This is a genomic window from Shewanella ulleungensis, assembly GCF_014648315.1.
Lineage (GTDB): Bacteria > Pseudomonadota > Gammaproteobacteria > Enterobacterales > Shewanellaceae > Shewanella > Shewanella ulleungensis.
Genome location: NZ_BMQW01000006.1, coordinates 244,447 through 261,334, shown reverse-complemented (window position 1 = coordinate 261,334; position 16,888 = coordinate 244,447). Strand labels below are relative to the sequence as shown.

The 16,888-nt window shown below is 41.8% G+C and carries 14 protein-coding genes and 1 pseudogene; 6 read left to right on the top strand and 9 right to left on the bottom strand.

Annotated features, from left to right (window positions below; translation table 11 throughout):
• Positions 1 to 99 precede the first annotated feature (99 nt).
• Positions 100 to 1,044: a patatin-like phospholipase RssA gene (gene rssA / locus IEY40_RS13270; protein WP_188956929.1), complete on the bottom strand. Its 945-nt coding sequence runs from the start codon at positions 1,042 to 1,044 to the stop codon at positions 100 to 102.
• Between the two features lie 177 nt (positions 1,045 to 1,221).
• On the opposite strand from rssA, the gene IEY40_RS13265 reads away from it, so the two are divergent.
• The 3 genes from IEY40_RS13265 to IEY40_RS13255 all read left to right on the top strand — a co-directional run bounded on the left by IEY40_RS13265 (position 1,222) and on the right by IEY40_RS13255 (position 3,862).
• Positions 1,222 to 2,577, top strand: a complete 1,356-nt coding sequence (locus IEY40_RS13265; RefSeq protein ID WP_188956927.1) for a DEAD/DEAH box helicase — start codon at positions 1,222 to 1,224, stop codon at positions 2,575 to 2,577.
• A gap of 115 nt (positions 2,578 to 2,692) precedes the next feature.
• Positions 2,693 to 3,130 carry a DUF3010 family protein gene (locus IEY40_RS13260; protein WP_188956925.1) on the top strand — a complete coding sequence of 146 codons (438 nt, stop codon included), beginning with the start codon at positions 2,693 to 2,695 and terminating at the stop codon, positions 3,128 to 3,130.
• 177 nt (positions 3,131 to 3,307) lie between these two features.
• Complete coding sequence (locus IEY40_RS13255) at positions 3,308 to 3,862, top strand: M48 metallopeptidase family protein (protein ID WP_229777112.1); 555 nt, start codon at positions 3,308 to 3,310, stop codon at positions 3,860 to 3,862.
• A gap of 78 nt (positions 3,863 to 3,940) precedes the next feature.
• On the opposite strand, the gene IEY40_RS13250 is transcribed toward IEY40_RS13255, so the two are convergent.
• On the bottom strand, positions 3,941 to 4,315 hold the full coding sequence (locus tag IEY40_RS13250; protein ID WP_188956923.1) for a VOC family protein: 375 nt from the start codon (positions 4,313 to 4,315) through the stop codon (positions 3,941 to 3,943).
• Positions 4,316 to 4,436: 121 nt separating this feature from the next.
• Entirely contained in the window at positions 4,437 to 5,315 is an 879-nt protein-coding gene (locus IEY40_RS13245) for a hypothetical protein (RefSeq protein ID WP_188956920.1), read from the bottom strand.
• Between the two features lie 382 nt (positions 5,316 to 5,697).
• Between IEY40_RS13245 and IEY40_RS13240 the strand changes: the two genes are divergently transcribed.
• Positions 5,698 to 6,963, top strand: coding sequence for an MFS transporter (locus IEY40_RS13240; RefSeq protein WP_188956918.1), 1,266 nt, complete (start codon positions 5,698 to 5,700; stop codon positions 6,961 to 6,963).
• A gap of 85 nt (positions 6,964 to 7,048) precedes the next feature.
• Here IEY40_RS13240 and IEY40_RS13235 read toward each other — a convergent pair.
• The 5 genes and pseudogenes from IEY40_RS13235 to IEY40_RS13215 form a co-directional block, all read right to left on the bottom strand.
• Positions 7,049 to 7,470: pseudogene (locus IEY40_RS13235) on the bottom strand (VOC family protein).
• Between the two features lie 333 nt (positions 7,471 to 7,803).
• Complete coding sequence (locus IEY40_RS13230) at positions 7,804 to 9,078, bottom strand: peptidoglycan DD-metalloendopeptidase family protein (protein ID WP_188956916.1); 1,275 nt, start codon at positions 9,076 to 9,078, stop codon at positions 7,804 to 7,806.
• A gap of 327 nt (positions 9,079 to 9,405) precedes the next feature.
• Positions 9,406 to 13,098 carry an AAA family ATPase gene (locus tag IEY40_RS13225; RefSeq protein WP_188956914.1) on the bottom strand — a complete coding sequence of 1,231 codons (3,693 nt, stop codon included), beginning with the start codon at positions 13,096 to 13,098 and terminating at the stop codon, positions 9,406 to 9,408.
• The gene (gene sbcD / locus IEY40_RS13220) at positions 13,095 to 14,438 is read right to left on the bottom strand and encodes an exonuclease subunit SbcD (RefSeq protein ID WP_188956912.1); all 1,344 of its coding nucleotides are present in this window, start codon (positions 14,436 to 14,438) and stop codon (positions 13,095 to 13,097) included. The genes IEY40_RS13225 and sbcD overlap by 4 nt, the downstream gene beginning before the upstream one ends.
• A gap of 77 nt (positions 14,439 to 14,515) precedes the next feature.
• Entirely contained in the window at positions 14,516 to 15,277 is a 762-nt protein-coding gene (locus tag IEY40_RS13215; RefSeq protein ID WP_188956910.1) for a TSUP family transporter, read from the bottom strand.
• Positions 15,278 to 15,495: 218 nt separating this feature from the next.
• Here IEY40_RS13215 and IEY40_RS13210 point away from each other — a divergent pair, with 218 nt between their 5' ends.
• The gene (locus IEY40_RS13210) at positions 15,496 to 16,173 is read left to right on the top strand and encodes an SDR family NAD(P)-dependent oxidoreductase (protein WP_188956908.1); all 678 of its coding nucleotides are present in this window, start codon (positions 15,496 to 15,498) and stop codon (positions 16,171 to 16,173) included.
• A 58-nt stretch (positions 16,174 to 16,231) separates the two neighbouring features.
• Here IEY40_RS13210 and IEY40_RS13205 read toward each other — a convergent pair whose 3' ends face one another.
• Positions 16,232 to 16,438, bottom strand: a complete 207-nt coding sequence (locus IEY40_RS13205; RefSeq protein WP_188956906.1) for a hypothetical protein — start codon at positions 16,436 to 16,438, stop codon at positions 16,232 to 16,234.
• A 95-nt stretch (positions 16,439 to 16,533) separates the two neighbouring features.
• On the opposite strand from IEY40_RS13205, the gene IEY40_RS13200 reads away from it, so the two are divergent.
• Entirely contained in the window at positions 16,534 to 16,734 is a 201-nt protein-coding gene (locus tag IEY40_RS13200) for a hypothetical protein (RefSeq protein WP_188956904.1), read from the top strand.
• Positions 16,735 to 16,888 lie beyond the last annotated feature (154 nt).

The following is a 16,888-nucleotide window of genomic DNA, read 5'->3' as shown; positions in this document are numbered from 1 at the left end:
CTGATAGGTATAACAGTAATGCTGCATTTAAGCGCTATAAATAAACACGAAGTTGGCGAGATGTAGGCCACATCTATAACCGTGGCCTACGATAGGAAATCAATGTCCTGCTAAAGTTGCTTTAAGTAAATGAGCAATATCGTGTACAGCATCCTCACCCGCTTTAATGGCTTCTTTAGCGCGATGGAACTCCATCGTTCCAATATCAAACACTTCAGGTACGATACAAATATCAGGCGGCTCGCCCATTAAACGAGAACGTTTATGCCGTTGCTCTAAAATATCCATCGATTGTGACATCACCGCTATCATACCTGGATGAGACTTGCCTCCTCCAAGCGAAAACTTATCGGTCAAGCCACTCATGTAATCTTTACCTTTGCCCCATAAGTCCATAAAACCAGACTCTAATTGGCGCTTCTCATCAATAGGCTGAGACTTTTTCGGCTCACGACTCTTTAATTGCTCTGGCAACATGTGCATATGGCCGCGGCGATGACCATTTAAATCAACCGCAATAACGATATCAACGCCCATTGCTCTGCATAACGATACAGGTACAGGATTAACCACAGCACCGTCAACTAACCAACGGTTATCTTGCTGTACTGGTGGTAAAAAACCAGGCATGGAGCACGATGCTCGCACGGCATGGCGTAAGTCTCCTTCTTTAAACCATATCTCTTGGCCTGAATATAAATCTGTCGCCACTGCGGCAAAAGGACGCTTGAGCTGTTCGATGTTGAGATTGCCAATACGACCAGCTAAAACATCAAACACTTTTTCGCCGCTAATTAAGCCGCCTTTGCGCCAACCTAAATCCATTAATCCGAGCACATCCCAGCTAGAGAAACCGCTTACCCAGGTTTCTAGTTCGGCGAGATGCTCATTTGCATATGCCGCGCCCACTAATGCTCCCACTGAGCAACCGGCAATTTTATCTGGATAAATGTCTAATGAGGCTAACCCTTTTAAGACCCCAATATGCGCCCACCCTTTTGCGGCGCCGCTGCCTAATGCTAATCCTACAGTCAGCTTTGTCATCTTTAATCCTTTCAAGCGAGGTATTTATTCAGACGTTATCAATCAATAATGTTCACAATTAACGTTTCAGCATAAATGAGTGATGTCAAAAAATAGCATAACGAAAGCGACTCTTGTTGGCTATAGCACAGTGAAACCGCTATAATCCGTGGCTATCATTTTTTAGGGGATTTACCTTTGCAATTTACCGATTTTCAATTGGACAAGCGCCTGCTTGACAGTTTAAAACACCTTGGCATTACCACGCCTACCGATGTTCAAGCGCAAGCACTGCCCATTGCCTTATCTGGTAAAGATTTAATGGCCTCGTCTAAAACGGGTTCAGGTAAAACCTTAGCGTTTTTATTACCCGCTATGCAACGCGTTATCTCGACTCGCGCCTTGTCTAAAAAGGATCCACGTGTATTGGTATTATTGCCAACTCGCGAATTAGCTCAACAAGTATATGGCCAACTGCGTTTATTAGTGGCCAATACTCAATATAAAGCGATTAGCGTACTCGGTGGTGAAAACTTTAACGACCAAGCTAAAGCATTAGCTCGCGACCCTCACTTTATTGTCGCTACACCTGGTCGCATTGCCGATCACTTACAACAACGTCACCTATTTTTAAATGGGCTTGAGCTACTGGTACTTGATGAAGCTGACCGCATGCTCGACTTAGGCTTTGCGCCACAGTTAAAAGCCATTAACGATGCCGCCGATCATAAGCGTCGCCAAACGCTTATGTTCTCAGCCACATTAGATCACGACAGCATTAACGAAATTGCTGCAACCCTGCTTAAATCACCTAGCCATGTAGCCATAGGTGAGTCTTATTCTGAGCATAAAGATATTGAACAGCGCATTATTTTGGTGGATCATTTAGACCATAAACAAGCATTGCTGCAGCATATTCTTAAACAAGAACAGCACAAGCAAGTGATTGTGTTTACTGCAACGCGCTCCGACACCGACCGTTTAGCCACGCTATTAGCTGCACAAGGTTTTGCAACGTCGGCATTGAGCGGTGACTTAAAGCAATCTGCACGTAATCAAATTATGGATCAGTTTGCTCGTGGTCAATCACAAATATTGGTCACTACTGACGTAGCGTCACGCGGTCTCGATTTAGTTAACGTGTCATTAGTGATTAACTTTGACATGCCAAAATTTGCTGAAGAATACGTCCACCGCATTGGACGCACTGGTCGTGCTGGTGCTAAAGGTGACGCCATTTCATTTGTTGGCCCAAAAGATTGGGACAGCTTTAAAAAAGTTCAACTATTTTTACGAAAAAACTTTGAGCCAACAGTTATCGAAGGCATGAAGGCTAAATTTACCGGCCTTAAAGATAAACCAACAGCAGGCAAAACAAGTAGTGCGCCACTGCGTACCGCTGCAAGTAATTCTGCTAAAGCGCCTAAAAAAGCCAAAGCGGCTCCTAAGCGTGATAAACGCTTTATTACTGGAGTTGACGTAGGTGATGCGCCAATGCGCCGTAAAGCAAAACCCATTCAAATTATTGAAGAAGACAACAGCTCAGAAGACTAAGTAACATCTTTTAAGCAAATATTACAAAGGGTTGTGCATTATTAATTGCGTAACTCAAAGCACAACGACACATCAGCGTAAAGCTGATGTGCAGTAACAAACAGTAAGGATTAACATGAAAATTTGTGGTGTAGAATTAAAAGGTGGCGAAGCCATTATCAGTATGCTGACCTACGAAGGTGAAACCTACAACGTGCCAGCATGCCGTAAAATATCATTTAGCGTATCAAACTCAAACGAAACAGAATCTATCCGTGAGTTTCACTTTGCTTTTCACAAGCTGATGGAAGATTACCGAGTCGATCAAATTGTGATTATTGAGCGTGAACAAAAAGGAAAGTTAGCAGGCAGCGCCACTAGCTTTAAACTTGAGGCGGCCATTCAAATCACTGACCTGCCAGTTAGTCTTATTTCACCGGTTGCCATTAAAGAGCAGTTAAAACGTAATCCGCCACAAGTTGATTTTGAATCACTTGATTTAAAACGTGTTCAACAAAATGCGTTTGATGTGGCTTATGTTCAGCATAACCGCATTATTTTTGGTAAAGCGTAAACCGCCACATTATGGCGTTACTGCAATAGTTAGTAACGCCTTAATCATCTACATTACCACTCACATTTAATTGCCTCCCAAGTTGCCCCCATGCCAGACAATAAACCCAAAAGCCGTCAAGCCCCGCCCAAAATGCCACTTAAATCGGCAAGTCAGGCATTAAAGCCCAAAACAGATATGAGTAAGCTCATTACCAGCGCCGACATTAAACAGCGTCAAAGTGAGCAAAGTGCTTTACGATATTTAAGCGGTTACCGACCAGAAGTTGTCTCGCAAATTGGTCAGCTTGTTGATAGCAACGCATTAGGTGCTCACTTTTTAAGTCGCTACCCGCGCGTGCACGATATCCGTACTGACAAAGCTTTATATGATATGGCGATAGAGTTAAAAAACACCTATATGCGTCAATCAGATCCATTAGCCAAAGTGATTTTTGACGAAAAAATTAACGTAAGCCACCATGCACTTGGGTTACATTCTTATGTCAATCGACGCCAAGGCAGTAAAGTTAAAGCTAAAAATGAAATCCGTATCTCATCACGCTTAAAATATATTCCATTCGAACTGTTACAAATGGTGGTGGTGCATGAACTCGCTCATCTGCGTGAAAAAGACCACAATAAAGCCTTCTATCAATTATGCACTTTTATGCTGCCTGACTATCACCAGTATGAGTTTGATATGCGAGTATGGCTGGTCGCCGAAGAAGCAGGCCAATCTCCCTACGCTTAAGCTTCTTTTGAATAATCACAACTTAATTCTTCATTTACACTGAACCCTAAAACGAAGCTGAGTTGTCGAAAAATTAACTCAAGACTTTACTCGCCAAGGTGGATTTAAACGATTATCCCCCGCCCAGTAGAGTTTGAGCTTATTACCACTGGGGTCAAACAATACTGCTTCACGCCATAAATACCTTTCATCTTTTGGTAGCTGAGCAAACTCAATCCCTTTTGCTTGCAAGTCACTTACCCAGCAATCTAACTCTGCATGTTCGAAGTAAATCACCACGCCATTCATCGTCGGTTCAGGCTCTAGTGATAACGAAAAGGTACTCTGCCCTATCAGGCATTCAAAGCGTGCGTAATGTGGCGTATCAACGATTAAGGTAAACCCCAAAACTTGATAAAACGCCACCGCCTTATCCATATTCGACACAGGTAATGTCACTTGATTGAGATCCATCACTTCCTCAAATTAATTGTTTTTTGTAAGATTAAGGTTAGGTAGACATCTGTAAACCAACAACTTCATAATGGTTACTTCATGACTATCTCACCTTAATAAGCAGTAGCTCTAACTGCCATTATGGTTTGATAATCGCATTCATAACCGGAACAAAATGCAGTTGTCCACCAATGAAAATCACTCTTTCTTTATTCGCAAGTGCCGTTTTAAGCTTTGTCACAGCGTTAAGATCTCTAAACTCATTTACACGGTCTTTAATTGCTTGGAACTTAGAGAACTCGACAGTGTTAAGTTGAGCATCGAAAATATCAGCCGTAGTAAACTCATTCCATGAAATCGTTTTACCAACCATTGCCGATAACATACTGTTTAGCTGTTCAATTGAATGTGGCTTCGAAAGGATTTGATACTCTTGAGCAGGAAAACCAGACTCTCCCAATAATGACTTCATTTTCTCCGTCGCCTCAGCAAGATTAGCATGGTTAAATAATTGAGGAGCCTGTCTTAGCAGATAAAAAATCTTCACACTTTCACTATCGAATTTATCCAAGATAAACTGAGCTTCACTTAGACTATCACCTTCCCAAGTTGATACTTTGACATTATTTTTTTTCGCTAAAAACTGTATAAACCCCATTTCACCACAGCATTCAACAGCGGCCGATTGACTCGTGCTATCTGGCCAAAAGCCGCCTTCTAGCAGGATTAACGAGGGATTCAGTTCGTAAAATAAGTTTTCGATATCAACTAATTGAAGATCATTAACCTCGTTTGTATGCGTTGTACCAATAATCATATATCCAGCATCTAATGACCTTAACAACGAAATATTTGATTGTGGTTTATAGTTATCTCCCGCTAAAGCTGGTCCAGTGAATATAAAAAATACCCATAAAATTAATAATTGTCTCACTTTCACTTCCCTGTACATAAAACGACTCATAAAAAGTTTTTGAAAAACCATCCTATTGGTTAATATCGCCGCTGTAAGCTTCAATTTCAATAACCAATGTTTATATTTCCATTCTTAAAAGATTAATTCTGCGTGTGAACATATTGTTCAATATAAGTGCAACATAAATAAAATGCCTACCGAGTTGGTGCTATTAAGTTAAATTCATCGTGACAGTCACAAACTAATTACCTGATAATATTGAATAAAAAAATAACCCCAATACTTGGCATAAATCTTCCAACCTTGATGATGCTGATAAGCTAATCTAACAGCAACAGTCGCTCATTAGCACGCTAGTCATAGTCGAGTTGCGGAACTATAGCAACACATAGGATTAAAGTCCGCATAGAAAACCTGAATTAAATACTACAAATATTGGCTCATCGTATGCCTGTGCATATGACATAGTAGCCTTTGGAGTAACATGTTATACGCGTTAATCCCACTTTCAGCATTACTCATATCGAATGCATTTTTAATTCTTGGTCATGGATTATTATTGACCTTGCTCCCCATCGCAGCCAGTGAATCAGGCTTTAGCGATACGCAAGTCGCCTTGACCGGATCTGGCTACTTTTTAGGATTTGTTTCCGGCTGTTTAGCCACACCCTATATGCTTAAACGAGTTGGTCATATTCGAAGTTTTGCGGTATTAGCAACATGCTACTCAGTGGTCATCTTAGTGTTTCCTTTATTACCTGAGTTTTATAGTTGGATGTTGTTAAGGTTTTTGATCGGAGTAATGATTTCTGGTCTATACATGATCATCGAAAGCTGGTTAAACGGCACGTCTACAGCCAGTAATAGGGGAACAATACTGTCTATCTATACCACACTCAATTTAATCATGGTGATGTGTGGTCAACAACTGTTCAATTTAGGTAGTGAGCGAGAATCGATGCTATTCGGTCTCGCAGCCATCTTTATCTCTATCGCCATCATACCTGTGTCATTAACACGTTCATCAGCACCAGCAGTGGTAAAGCAGGTTAAGTTAAATATGCCAAAGGTGTGGCGCCACTCTCATGTTGCATTGATTGGCGCCGTGGTTGCTGGTTTTGTCACAGGTGCATTTTGGGCATTAGCCCCTATTTATGCTAAAGATAATGGTTTTGACAACATTCAACTCGGTGCATTTTTATCTGCAACCGTGCTTGGCGGAGCATGTTTTCAAGTACCGCTGGGTAAGTTATCTGATAGGTTTGATAGACGCAGTGTTTTAATGTTTACCGCATTAGGTGGCGCTTTGGTGTCACTACTGTTTGTTACCCTTCCTTACATTGTCACGACTTTTGGCGGTTGGCCTGCAGCGATATCAGCCTTTTTTTGGGGAGGAACCTGTATGACGCTATATGCAATATGCTTAGCCCATGCGAATGACAACGCCACCGCTGAAGATTTTGTTGAAATAAGCAGCGCTATGCTCATCACTCTGGGATTATCGTCGGCTATTGGTGCCCCCATAGCTTCAGTTGCTATGGGATTATTAGGCGCCAAGGGGTTATATGCTTTTACCAGTTCTTGTTTGGCGATTTTCTTCGTTATCGTATTATTAAGACGTCGCAGCCATATTGCCCCTTCAACACTGGCAACAAAAGAAAGTTTTCGTGCCGTCACCGATATGGCTAGCCCAACCGCATATGAAATGGACCCAAGAACCGAGGTGGATGCGGACAATGTAAAACAATAAACTCAGCGAGCAACTAGCAAGTTAAGTTAAGTTAAATGACAATTGATAAATAGCATTGCAGATTGTAGGAAATGACAATTAACGCCTACCTTTTTGCCATTGGATGATTGGGGTTTAGCTGAAGTAAATCCCACAGGTTGCCATACAAATCTTCAAACACCGCAACAGTACCGTAGTCTTGCTCTTGCGGTTCACGTACAAAGTGAATACCTATCGATTTCATCCGCTTGTAATCACGCCAAAAATCGTCAGTATTCAAAAAGATGAATACACGACCACCGGTTTGATTACCCACAAAATCTTGCTGTTCAGGCTTAGACGCCTTAGCTAGTAATATCGCCGTACCATGAGAGTTTGGTGGTGCTACAACAACCCATCGCTTATCTTGTTCAGATTGATAAGTATCTTCTCTTCGATAAGTTCAAAGTTTAATTTGTTTACATAAAAATCGATTGCTTCATCGTAGTCTTTTACCACTAGCGCAATATGCACGATATTCTGCTTCATTGTTTTACCTAACGTTGGTCTTTTGTGGCTAGCGTAACAATGTCATTTTCTGCCTAGGCTTAATGATTACAGACAAGCCATGATTGAAAGGCTAACAAAGTCGATAAAGAGTAATTTGCTAAATGATCTAAATTCGGGGTGTAAAGTGCAATAACGTCAATTGAGTTCAGGCTTGTGTCAAGATCAGTACCCATAACAAAGCACATTGCGGTTAAAGATTACTCTAGTGGATTGCAACACAACCTCAAACTCACATAAAAAATGCAGCTATTAGGCTGCATTTTTTATGATGTATTTATCCTGCTATTAAACAGAGGAGTTATTGAGAGTTTATTAACCCAAGTCCATCATCATTGTACGGCTACGCACTAGTGTCTGAAACTCCTGTAATTGCTTTTTAGGCAACACTTTGGCTTCTGCGATATTAGCTTTCATTGCATCAACTGGGCGACCATTGACAATAAACTCGTAGTGTAAATGTGGCCCTGTTGATGCACCGGTATTACCCGATAATGCAATCACTTGACCGCGAGTCACACGTTGACCTTTTTTGACTAAAAACTTCGACAAATGTAGGTAACGAGTACGAACCTTGTTGTCATGCTCAATCACAATATAGTTACCTGCGAACGCATGCTTGGTTACCATAGTAACAACGCCCTCACCTGGAGCAACAACCTTAGTTCCGATAGGTGTAGCAAAGTCAGTGCCATTATGTGGACGAATTCGGCCAGTAATTGGATGCTTACGTGTTGGATTAAAACGCGAACTTAAGCGCACTTTACGATCGAGAGGAATACGTTGGAATGCTGGTGCTAAGCTTTGGCCGTTAATATCGTAAAAATTGCCATCAGTATTTTGAAATGCCGTGATATCTCTTCGTCCCGTATTGATTCGAATGCCTTCTATTGAAGTCACGCCCGTTGGTTCGCCTTCTACAAATTGATCATTGACGAGTACAGAAAACGTGTCTCCCGCACGAAGCTCACGAGAAAAATTTAATTTGGCTTTTAAGAGAGATTCGACCTTTTGTATTTCGGCAGCACTTAAGCCTGCATTTTTAGCAGAAACATAAAAAGAGCCGTTGATTTCACCACCGACGATTCGATTTTGCCAAATACCATCAATGTTAATGTCTTTTACTTCAAAGCTGCCGTCTTCAAAACGGGTAAACACGACTTGATGTGCAGGATTAAAATACAGTTCTAATTTTTCTAACTCACCGTTGGCATTATCCCAAAACTGGATGCGGTTACCTGGTAATAATGTATCTAATGCTAATACTTCTAAATCGGCCTCAAGCACTTTATACATGGTACGTTGGTCGATACCTGCAAGCTGAAACAAATGGCTTAAGGTATCACCTGATTCTATTACACGGTCTAGAATGGGTGTATCTTGATGGACAACAACTGGGGCTTGGTCTTGTAGTGCGATATGCGGCAATAACGAATCTATATCAATTGCCACTGGAATTCGTTGTGATGAAAACTCTTGTTGGGTTGGCCATAACAATGCAGCTCCAACAACAAACACACTTGCAAGCAATAGCTTCTTATGCAAGTTAGGTAAGTTCAATGAACTTACGTCAGGCCTTTCAAAGCCCATAATTTTACTCGTTAGCAATGTCTAATCCACCCTAAAAGATGACGCTTTATATTTATTGTTTTTCTTTTACTGCAAATTGTTATTGCGAGACAGAGATTAAACTTGTTAATGCTATGTCTTCACGTCGGTTTTATTGCCAATATGCCCCAATATTTGATACTACGGCGTCCGGTAAAACTGCTTAAAACACGGACTTTTGCACTCAAATTGCATATCAACGCTCTTTTATATCAAAAAAAAATCATATTACAAATATAAAATGACATTTATTTAATAATTTGTTTGAAGTCGATTGCAGTTATCACGGGAGCTTGAAGCAGATCAAACTCAGATAACTGCAAATTCATTTGGTAATTTACTAATTCCAAGCCCGTTCATTTTATTCACTTTTATCTGCACGCTGATCCGCTCTTTCATTGCTTCGATATGGCTAATCACACCTATCATTTTGCCTGATGCATTCAAGTTATCGAGTGCATCTAATGCGGTATCTAACGTTTGGCTGTCCAACGTACCAAAGCCTTCATCTAAAAACAGTGAGTCAATGCTCGTTTTATGACTAACAAGGTCAGAAAGTGCCAATGCAAGGGCTAAGCTGACTAAAAAGCTTTCGCCGCCAGATAAGGTTCTGGTGTCACGTACGGCATCACCTTGCCAAGTGTCGAGCACTTGCAATTCCAATGCATCTGATTCTTTACGCTCTAACAAATATCGACCTTGTAGCCTATCTAACTGACGATTGGCTAAAGCGACTAAATGATCCAACGTAAGGCCTTGAGCAAATTTACGGAACTTATCGCCTTTTTGAGAACCTATTAATGAATGTAAGTAGGCTAAGTCATCGTAATCTTGTTGCATTTGGGCTTGTTCAACTAACAGTTGTTGTTGCCCAACTCGTTTACTCGCATCTTGTTCGAGCTCGTGCGTAAAACGCCACAGAGTTTGTTTGTGTTGCTGCGTCTCAACATCAAGCGCTTGGTGTTTCTGCGCTATAACCTCATGCTGGGTAACATCATAGTCATGTTGCTCCCCGATCTGCGTCAATTCAATTTGACGTGCTAAGGCTTGCTCAACCAAGGTGTTTGCTTTGACGATATCGTTATCGAGCTGTTGTTTAAGTTGTTGCAACCGTTGGCGCTCTAGAGGTGTGATTAATGCCGCATTAAACGCAGCCTCATCGGTAAAAGGACTTTGTTGTAACGCTTCTTGCCACTGTGTTTTTAGTTGGTGTGACTCTTGCTCGGCATCTTCTTTTTGGCTAGTTATACCGTGTAGCTGAACCTGAAGCGCAGTGCGTTTTTTGTCTGCCGCTTGTAACTGCTGTTCTACAAGTGCCAACTGTTGCTGAGCTTGTTCTAAAGTGTGCAGGCTTAACTGTTTTTCATCGTCAACTATTTTGTCTGCAAACAGGCTTTGACGCTTGGCTTGTAAGCTTGCAAGTTGGTCTTGTACTTGCTCAACCTGTTGCTGCTGAGCGGTTAACTGGTCGTTAAGTTCACTTAATTGTTGTTGGTTACTGGTGATTTTTTCGCGGGTTATCGTCAATTGTTGTTGGTTGTCGATAGCTTGTTGTTGCGCCTGAGCCCAATCTGTTAACTGTTGTTGTAATGTCGCTAACCACTGCGTAGCTTCTTGAAGCATTGGTGCGCTCAATCCACTGGCGGTAATTTGCTTTGTCAGCACATTGAGCATGTCAGTTTTTTGTTGGGTTATGCTGTCAATCCGCTGTTGTTGAGCCACAACACTTTGCTTGGCATTTTCAAGTTGTTGTGTCAGCAAACCTTGTTGATTCACTAACTGACCCACTGTTTGCTCGGCTTGCACGCATTGTTGCTGATGTTGATGTAACGTTTTTTGGCATCGGCTGAGCTGAGTGAGCTTTGTGGCCAATTGCTGCTGCTGAGTGTCGGCAGTGGCAATATAATCTTCTAATGCTACTTGCTGTTGACTATCTAGGCGTAAATTCACTGACAAGGCTAGAGTTTGCTGTTGCCATTGCTGTTCAATATTGTGCAATTCTGCTTGTGCTTGGTTGAACTGCGCTGTGCTGTTATCAAATTTGACTTGCAGTGCTGTTTGCTGGTTTTTAAGTTGCTCACCCTGCTTTTTAATACTGTCGAGTTCGGTTTGTAATTGTTGTGCCCTTTGCTCAGTTGCTGACACATTAAGCGCTTCATAACGCTCAACGAGTGGATGCTCCGTAGCACCACACAGGGCACAGGGTTCACCTGCTTTTAATTTAGCTCGCTCTAAGGTCAAATTAGCGATTTGCTGCTCTTGCTGCAATAAGGTTTGTACATCTTTAACTTGTTGATTTTTATCGGTCCACTGAGCCCTAACTGTTGTTAATGATTTCGTGATAGCTTGCAGCTCACTGTCAAACAGCGCCGACTGCTGACTCAGTTGCTGACATTGCTGTTGCGAGCGGGAAAATTGACTGAACAGTTGAGTTAGTTGATAACGCCCTGCTTGTTGCTCTACACATTGTTGATATTGCGCACTGATCTGTGGCTCATCTTCACCAGCCAATAAGTTGGCCAAAGCTTGCTGGCTTTCAGTTTGCTGAGCATTCGTTTGAGTGAGAACCAATTGAGCTTGAGTTATTTGTGGGCTCAATTGTTTCAAAGATGCCTGAGTTTGCTCAGTGTTAAGTTGATGTTGCTGACCTTGCTGTTCAAGCTGCGCCAATTGCTCAGTTAACTGCTGCACCTGAGCGTATTGCGATTGCCAAGCACCGAAGGCTTTAGCAATATCTTGACCTTGTGGTAGCGCATTAAGTTGTTGTTCAATCTTTTGTTTATCAGTACCAAGTGATTGCTGTTGTGTTAACAGTTGCTGCTGCTGTTGCTGCATTTTTTGTTGCTGTGACTGAGTTTGCTTAAAACTAGATGTCACTTGAGATAGTTGATAATTAACCTGATGGATCTGTTGATCAAGTGGCAATACTTGTTGGTCAATCAAGGTCAATAAGGCTTTATGTACTTGGGTAATGTGTTCAAGCTGTTGGTGATGTTGCCCCTGTTGCTGCTGATGAGTCTGTAGCTCAGATTGTGCTAACTGCGCCTGCTCATTAAGCTCAATCTTTTGCGTGGCCAGGGTTGTAACTTTTTGTTGTGCTTTTTGTTGTTGCTCAAACAAGGGGGCGATAAGCTGAGCGGGTTCGCTGTGCGCCAATTGTGTCAGTTCACAGTGATGCTGTTGCTGGCGCTCAAGCGCTTGCTGTTGCTGCTCATTAGCATTGCTTAACGCTGTTTGAGTTTGTTGGACATTATCCGCCCAGGTTAAAAAACCTGTTAATTGGATTAACTGTTGCTGCTGCTCACTCAAGGTTTGCTTGAGTTGTTTAATGTGCTGTTGCTGCGCTTCACGTTGCCCATCATCGAGTAATTCAACACTGCCAAGCTTGGCTTCTAAGACTTTTAAATTAGTTTTAGCCTCACTATAGTGTTGGTGCACCCGGGCAGAAATTAAGCCATAAATTTCGGTGCCAGTCAGTTCTTCTAATAGTTCTGCTCGGTCATTGGCATCGGCATTTAAAAATGCTGCAAATTGTCCTTGAGACAACATCATCGATTTAGTAAAACGGGCAAAATCGAGTCCAGTGATTTCTTCAACTAATTCGGTTTTACGTTTAATTTGGCTGGCGAGGATTTTACCGTCACTTAATAGTGCCAATTCAACTTGTGCATCTTGCAAATTGCCATCGGCTTTATCGCGCGAACGACGTTGACTCCAAAAAGCACGATAAGCGACGCCTTTTACTTCAAATTCGACTTCGGCTAAGCATTCTGCCGTGCCGCGAGTCATCAATTCATTAGTCGTTTTAGAGATATTATTCAATCTTGGCGTACGATGATAAAGCGCTAAGCAAATAGCATCTAAAATGGTGGTTTTACCAGAACCCGTTGGACCGGTAATCGCAAATAAACCATTTTCGGCAAAAGGTGATTGGGTAAAATCAATTTTCCACTCATTTTTAAGTGAATTTATATTTTTAAAGCGAAGGCTTAAAATCTTCATTCTTGTTCACCTTCTTGCACGTAATCCAGTTGTTTATTGTCAACGATTGCTGGGCCGCTTGTTTCTTGTAGCACATGGCTTGCTGCGGTTTCTTGGCTATTACGCTCAGCCTCAACCTCTACGACCACTTGCTCAAAACATTGCTTAATTCTACTAAGCTGCGCTTGTTGTGCGTCGGTTTCAAATTGCTCTTGAGCTAAACGGCGGGCAAATACCTGGCTGACACTAAGCTCTGATAGGGTTTCGTTATCCAGTTGCTTAATGTGCTGCTGACGTTGACTACGAGCCCGTTTTAACTGTAATACCTCTACGGCTTTATCTTGAGTTAATTCGGCAATTCGCGACTGTAAGTCAGATAAATAATCTTGCTGCGACACTTCAATACTTAACCATGTCGTTTGTTCGCTAGTGAGCTTGTCTGTAAATTCTGATAGCTGTTGCTCAATGCTGTCCAAATCACCTTTTAATACTTGCATAGCTTGGAACATTGGTACCATTAATGGCGTAGCGGTGTTGAGTTTGGCCGCGGTAAACTCAACCAGAAAAACGGATTTATTGCCTTGATGTTGACTCGATAATTCATCGAAACTTAACGGGATGGGTGAGCCGCTGTAACGAATATGTTCAGATTTAGCCACCACTTGTGGGCGATGAATGTGACCAAGAGCAATGTAATCAGCTGGCGGAAAATGCGAAGCGTTAAAAGCATCTAAACTGCCGATGTAAATATCGCGAACCGACTCAGAAGTACTGGCGCCGACAGTGGTCAGGTGACCTGTTGCCACTATTGCAACGGGTGACGCTAACGTCGCATTTAATGCTCTTGCTTGCTCAAAACACTGCTGATATAAATCGCTAATGGCATCACCCAGCTTTCGCTGTTTATCAATAGATGATTCCCCCGACTCACTCAGCACCATATCGCGCGGTCGTAAAAAAGGTAAGCCACACAAAATAGCACCCACTTCACCTTGACGGTTCTTAAGTGGAATAATATGTTCATTAATACTGTCAAATGCACCTGGAATAACAATGGTGTTAAGACAGGCTAAAAGGTGTCTTGACTCATTGAGGGTCGACACTGAATCATGATTCCCACCCAAAATAATCAATTGGCAACCACTTTGCTGAATTTGCACAATAAATTGATTATAGAGTGCGCGTGCATAACTCGGTGGAGTGCCAGTATCAAAAATATCTCCCGCAATAATCAGAGCATCTACCTGGTGCAGCTCAATTTGACTCAATAGCCAGTGCATAAATGCTTGATGTTCCGCAGCACGGCTCTTACCGTAAAAATATTGACCTAGGTGCCAATCAGATGTGTGAATAATGCGCATAACATCCCTTTAATTTGAAATATGGCTTGTTGAAGTATTGCTTAATGCTAAACATATTGGCGCTTACAAAAGCGCATTTACATATATTGTGTCCACAACAATTTGATACTCATGCCCAATGACATAATGACCACCAGCGGTTTAATAATTTTAACACCTTTAGTGACCACTAAACGCGAGCCAAGTGTTGCGCCAATAGACTGTCCTACCAGCATAATTAACCCTAAAACGATCACGACTTGGCCACCAATTAAAAAGAAAATTAATGAGGCGATATTGGTAGCAAAGTTTAATAATTTGGCGTGAGCAGTCGCTTTAGCTAACCCAAAACCGGCAAGAGACACAAATGCTAAGGCAAAAAAGCTGCCAGTACCTGGGCCAAAAAAACCATCATAAAAGCCCACACCGAGTGCAGCAGTAAAAGCAAACACCGTAGGCGTAAACACTTGCTGGCGATCATCCTCACTGATCTTTTTAGAAAATAAAAAGTAGCAGCCAATTGCTAAAATTAAAAATGGCAACACTAACTCAAGGAGCTTCGCATCTATCATTTGCACAAGAATGGTACCAATAGCGGCCCCCAAAAAAGCACACACGAGCGACAGCTTAATGCTACGCAAATCAACCATGCCTTTGCGGACAAAATACAAACTAGCAAAAAAACTGCCACCGCAGGCTTGTAATTTATTGGTGCCTAATGCTGCTGCTGGAGGTAATCCTGCCCACATTAAAGCAGGTATGGTGAGTAACCCACCGCCACCGGCTATCGAATCGATAAATCCGGCAATTAAGGCTACAGCAAATAAAATAAGTGCAAGTTGGAGCGTGAGTTCAAACATTAAGATTCTCGTTAATAGCGACAAACGTGAGTCAGAAGGACAATTGGCAAGGCGTTATTAGACAATCTTTAACGTCAAAATACAAAGCGTTCCGATAATTTATTCACCTTTATTCAATGAACGCTTAATCCGTGATTAACTCACGCCACGATTGCGGTTTCGCAATGCATTGGTATAGTGACTAGCTTAGTGAGTATTTACCTAAATAAAGGTTTATTATGATTGTTATTACTGGCGCCAGCAGTGGCCTAGGTGCAGCCCTTACCCAACATTATGCTGTAGACGAATGCCAATTGCTCATTAGCGGTCGCAGCCAACAGAAACTGGCCGCTGTAACGGCTAAGCTTACTGCTGATCAACAAGCTAATGTGGCCATGCAGGTTGCAGATTTATGCGTAGCAGAAGATGTACATCGTTTATTTTCGCAATTATCAGCACCACCGACGACGGTAATTCATTGTGCAGGCAGTGGTTACTTTGGTCCTATTGAACAACAAGATCCACAAGCAATAAACCTACTCATCCACAATAATCTGACCTCAAGTATTTTGGTATTGCGCGAACTCGTTAGCCGCTATCGTGATCATAAGGTTAACGTAGTGGTTGTCATGTCGACAGCAGCGCAAGCTGGCAAAGCCAATGAGTCAACGTATTGTGCGGTAAAATGGGCCGTAAAAGGCTTAGTTGAATCATTACGATTAGAGTTAAAATCAAGCCCAATGAAATTGATTGCGGTTTATCCTGGCGGAATGGCAACAGATTTTTGGTCTACAAGCGGTAAAGACATCGACACATCAAGTTTTATGACGGCCGATGAAGCTGCGCAGATGCTAAAAAGTGCTTTAGTTGCGACGCAGCACGGATATGTGTCTGATTTAACCATTAACCGTGGTTAACTGACTTCAATATTGCCGCAACATCCCCACGGGTTTAGTACTTACAATAGTGCGGGGGTTATTTTTTAGGTAACGATGGTTTTGTTGACCAATACCAGCAATATATCCAACCTGCTGGAGCAAAGATAACATTGAGCAAAATGGCGTAAAAGCCAATTAACGGTAAGTTTGTCGTTTTACCCTTGGCAAATTTTAAAGTAAAAAACACCATTACAACGGTGATAACAAATATAATTTGGCCAATTTTTGTGGCATTAACATCCATGGTATTCCCTTAATTTTGTCCATGTATCATCAAGATTATTATCGTTAAAGTAAACAAGTGATACGGTTAACACTCATTTATAACAGGCTACTACAATGTATAAAAAAGTCATCTTAATATTGGTGCCGTTGAGTATTATGGTGTGCTTATCAGCATGCGCGGAATTAAAACAAACAGGCAAAGAAATAGGCCACACAACGAAAAAAGTCACCACGGCAATTGGCCATGGTACTCGCGATACGGTTAAAGCCATTGGTCGAGAAACCAAAGAAGTGGTTGAAGAAATTAAAGAATAGCTTTTCTTATCGGCCTGTTAATTCGTTAGCTGATTAGTTAGCTAACTAGCACATTGATTAGTGGATTAATTGGTTAATAATAAAAAAGCCGTTAATGCAGAGCATTAACGGCTTTTTCTATCGATTGAAAATAAATTAATACATGATGAAACGA

Bases quoted from the DNA above. Each gene is read 5' to 3' on its own strand.
- rssA (WP_188956929.1), bottom strand. From the start codon at position 1,044: ATGACAAAGCTGACTGTAGGATTAGCATTAGGCAGCGGCGCCGCAAAA.
- IEY40_RS13260 (WP_188956925.1), top strand. From the start codon at position 2,693: ATGAAAATTTGTGGTGTAGAATTAAAAGGTGGCGAAGCCATTATCAGT.
- IEY40_RS13255 (WP_229777112.1), top strand. From the start codon at position 3,308: ATGAGTAAGCTCATTACCAGCGCCGACATTAAACAGCGTCAAAGTGAG.
- IEY40_RS13250 (WP_188956923.1), bottom strand. From the start codon at position 4,315: ATGGATCTCAATCAAGTGACATTACCTGTGTCGAATATGGATAAGGCG.
- IEY40_RS13240 (WP_188956918.1), top strand. From the start codon at position 5,698: ATGTTATACGCGTTAATCCCACTTTCAGCATTACTCATATCGAATGCA.
- IEY40_RS13230 (WP_188956916.1), bottom strand. From the start codon at position 9,078: ATGGGCTTTGAAAGGCCTGACGTAAGTTCATTGAACTTACCTAACTTG.
- IEY40_RS13225 (WP_188956914.1), bottom strand. From the start codon at position 13,098: ATGAAGATTTTAAGCCTTCGCTTTAAAAATATAAATTCACTTAAAAAT.
- sbcD (WP_188956912.1), bottom strand. From the start codon at position 14,438: ATGCGCATTATTCACACATCTGATTGGCACCTAGGTCAATATTTTTAC.
- IEY40_RS13215 (WP_188956910.1), bottom strand. From the start codon at position 15,277: ATGTTTGAACTCACGCTCCAACTTGCACTTATTTTATTTGCTGTAGCC.
- IEY40_RS13210 (WP_188956908.1), top strand. From the start codon at position 15,496: ATGATTGTTATTACTGGCGCCAGCAGTGGCCTAGGTGCAGCCCTTACC.
- IEY40_RS13205 (WP_188956906.1), bottom strand. From the start codon at position 16,438: ATGGATGTTAATGCCACAAAAATTGGCCAAATTATATTTGTTATCACC.
- IEY40_RS13200 (WP_188956904.1), top strand. From the start codon at position 16,534: ATGTATAAAAAAGTCATCTTAATATTGGTGCCGTTGAGTATTATGGTG.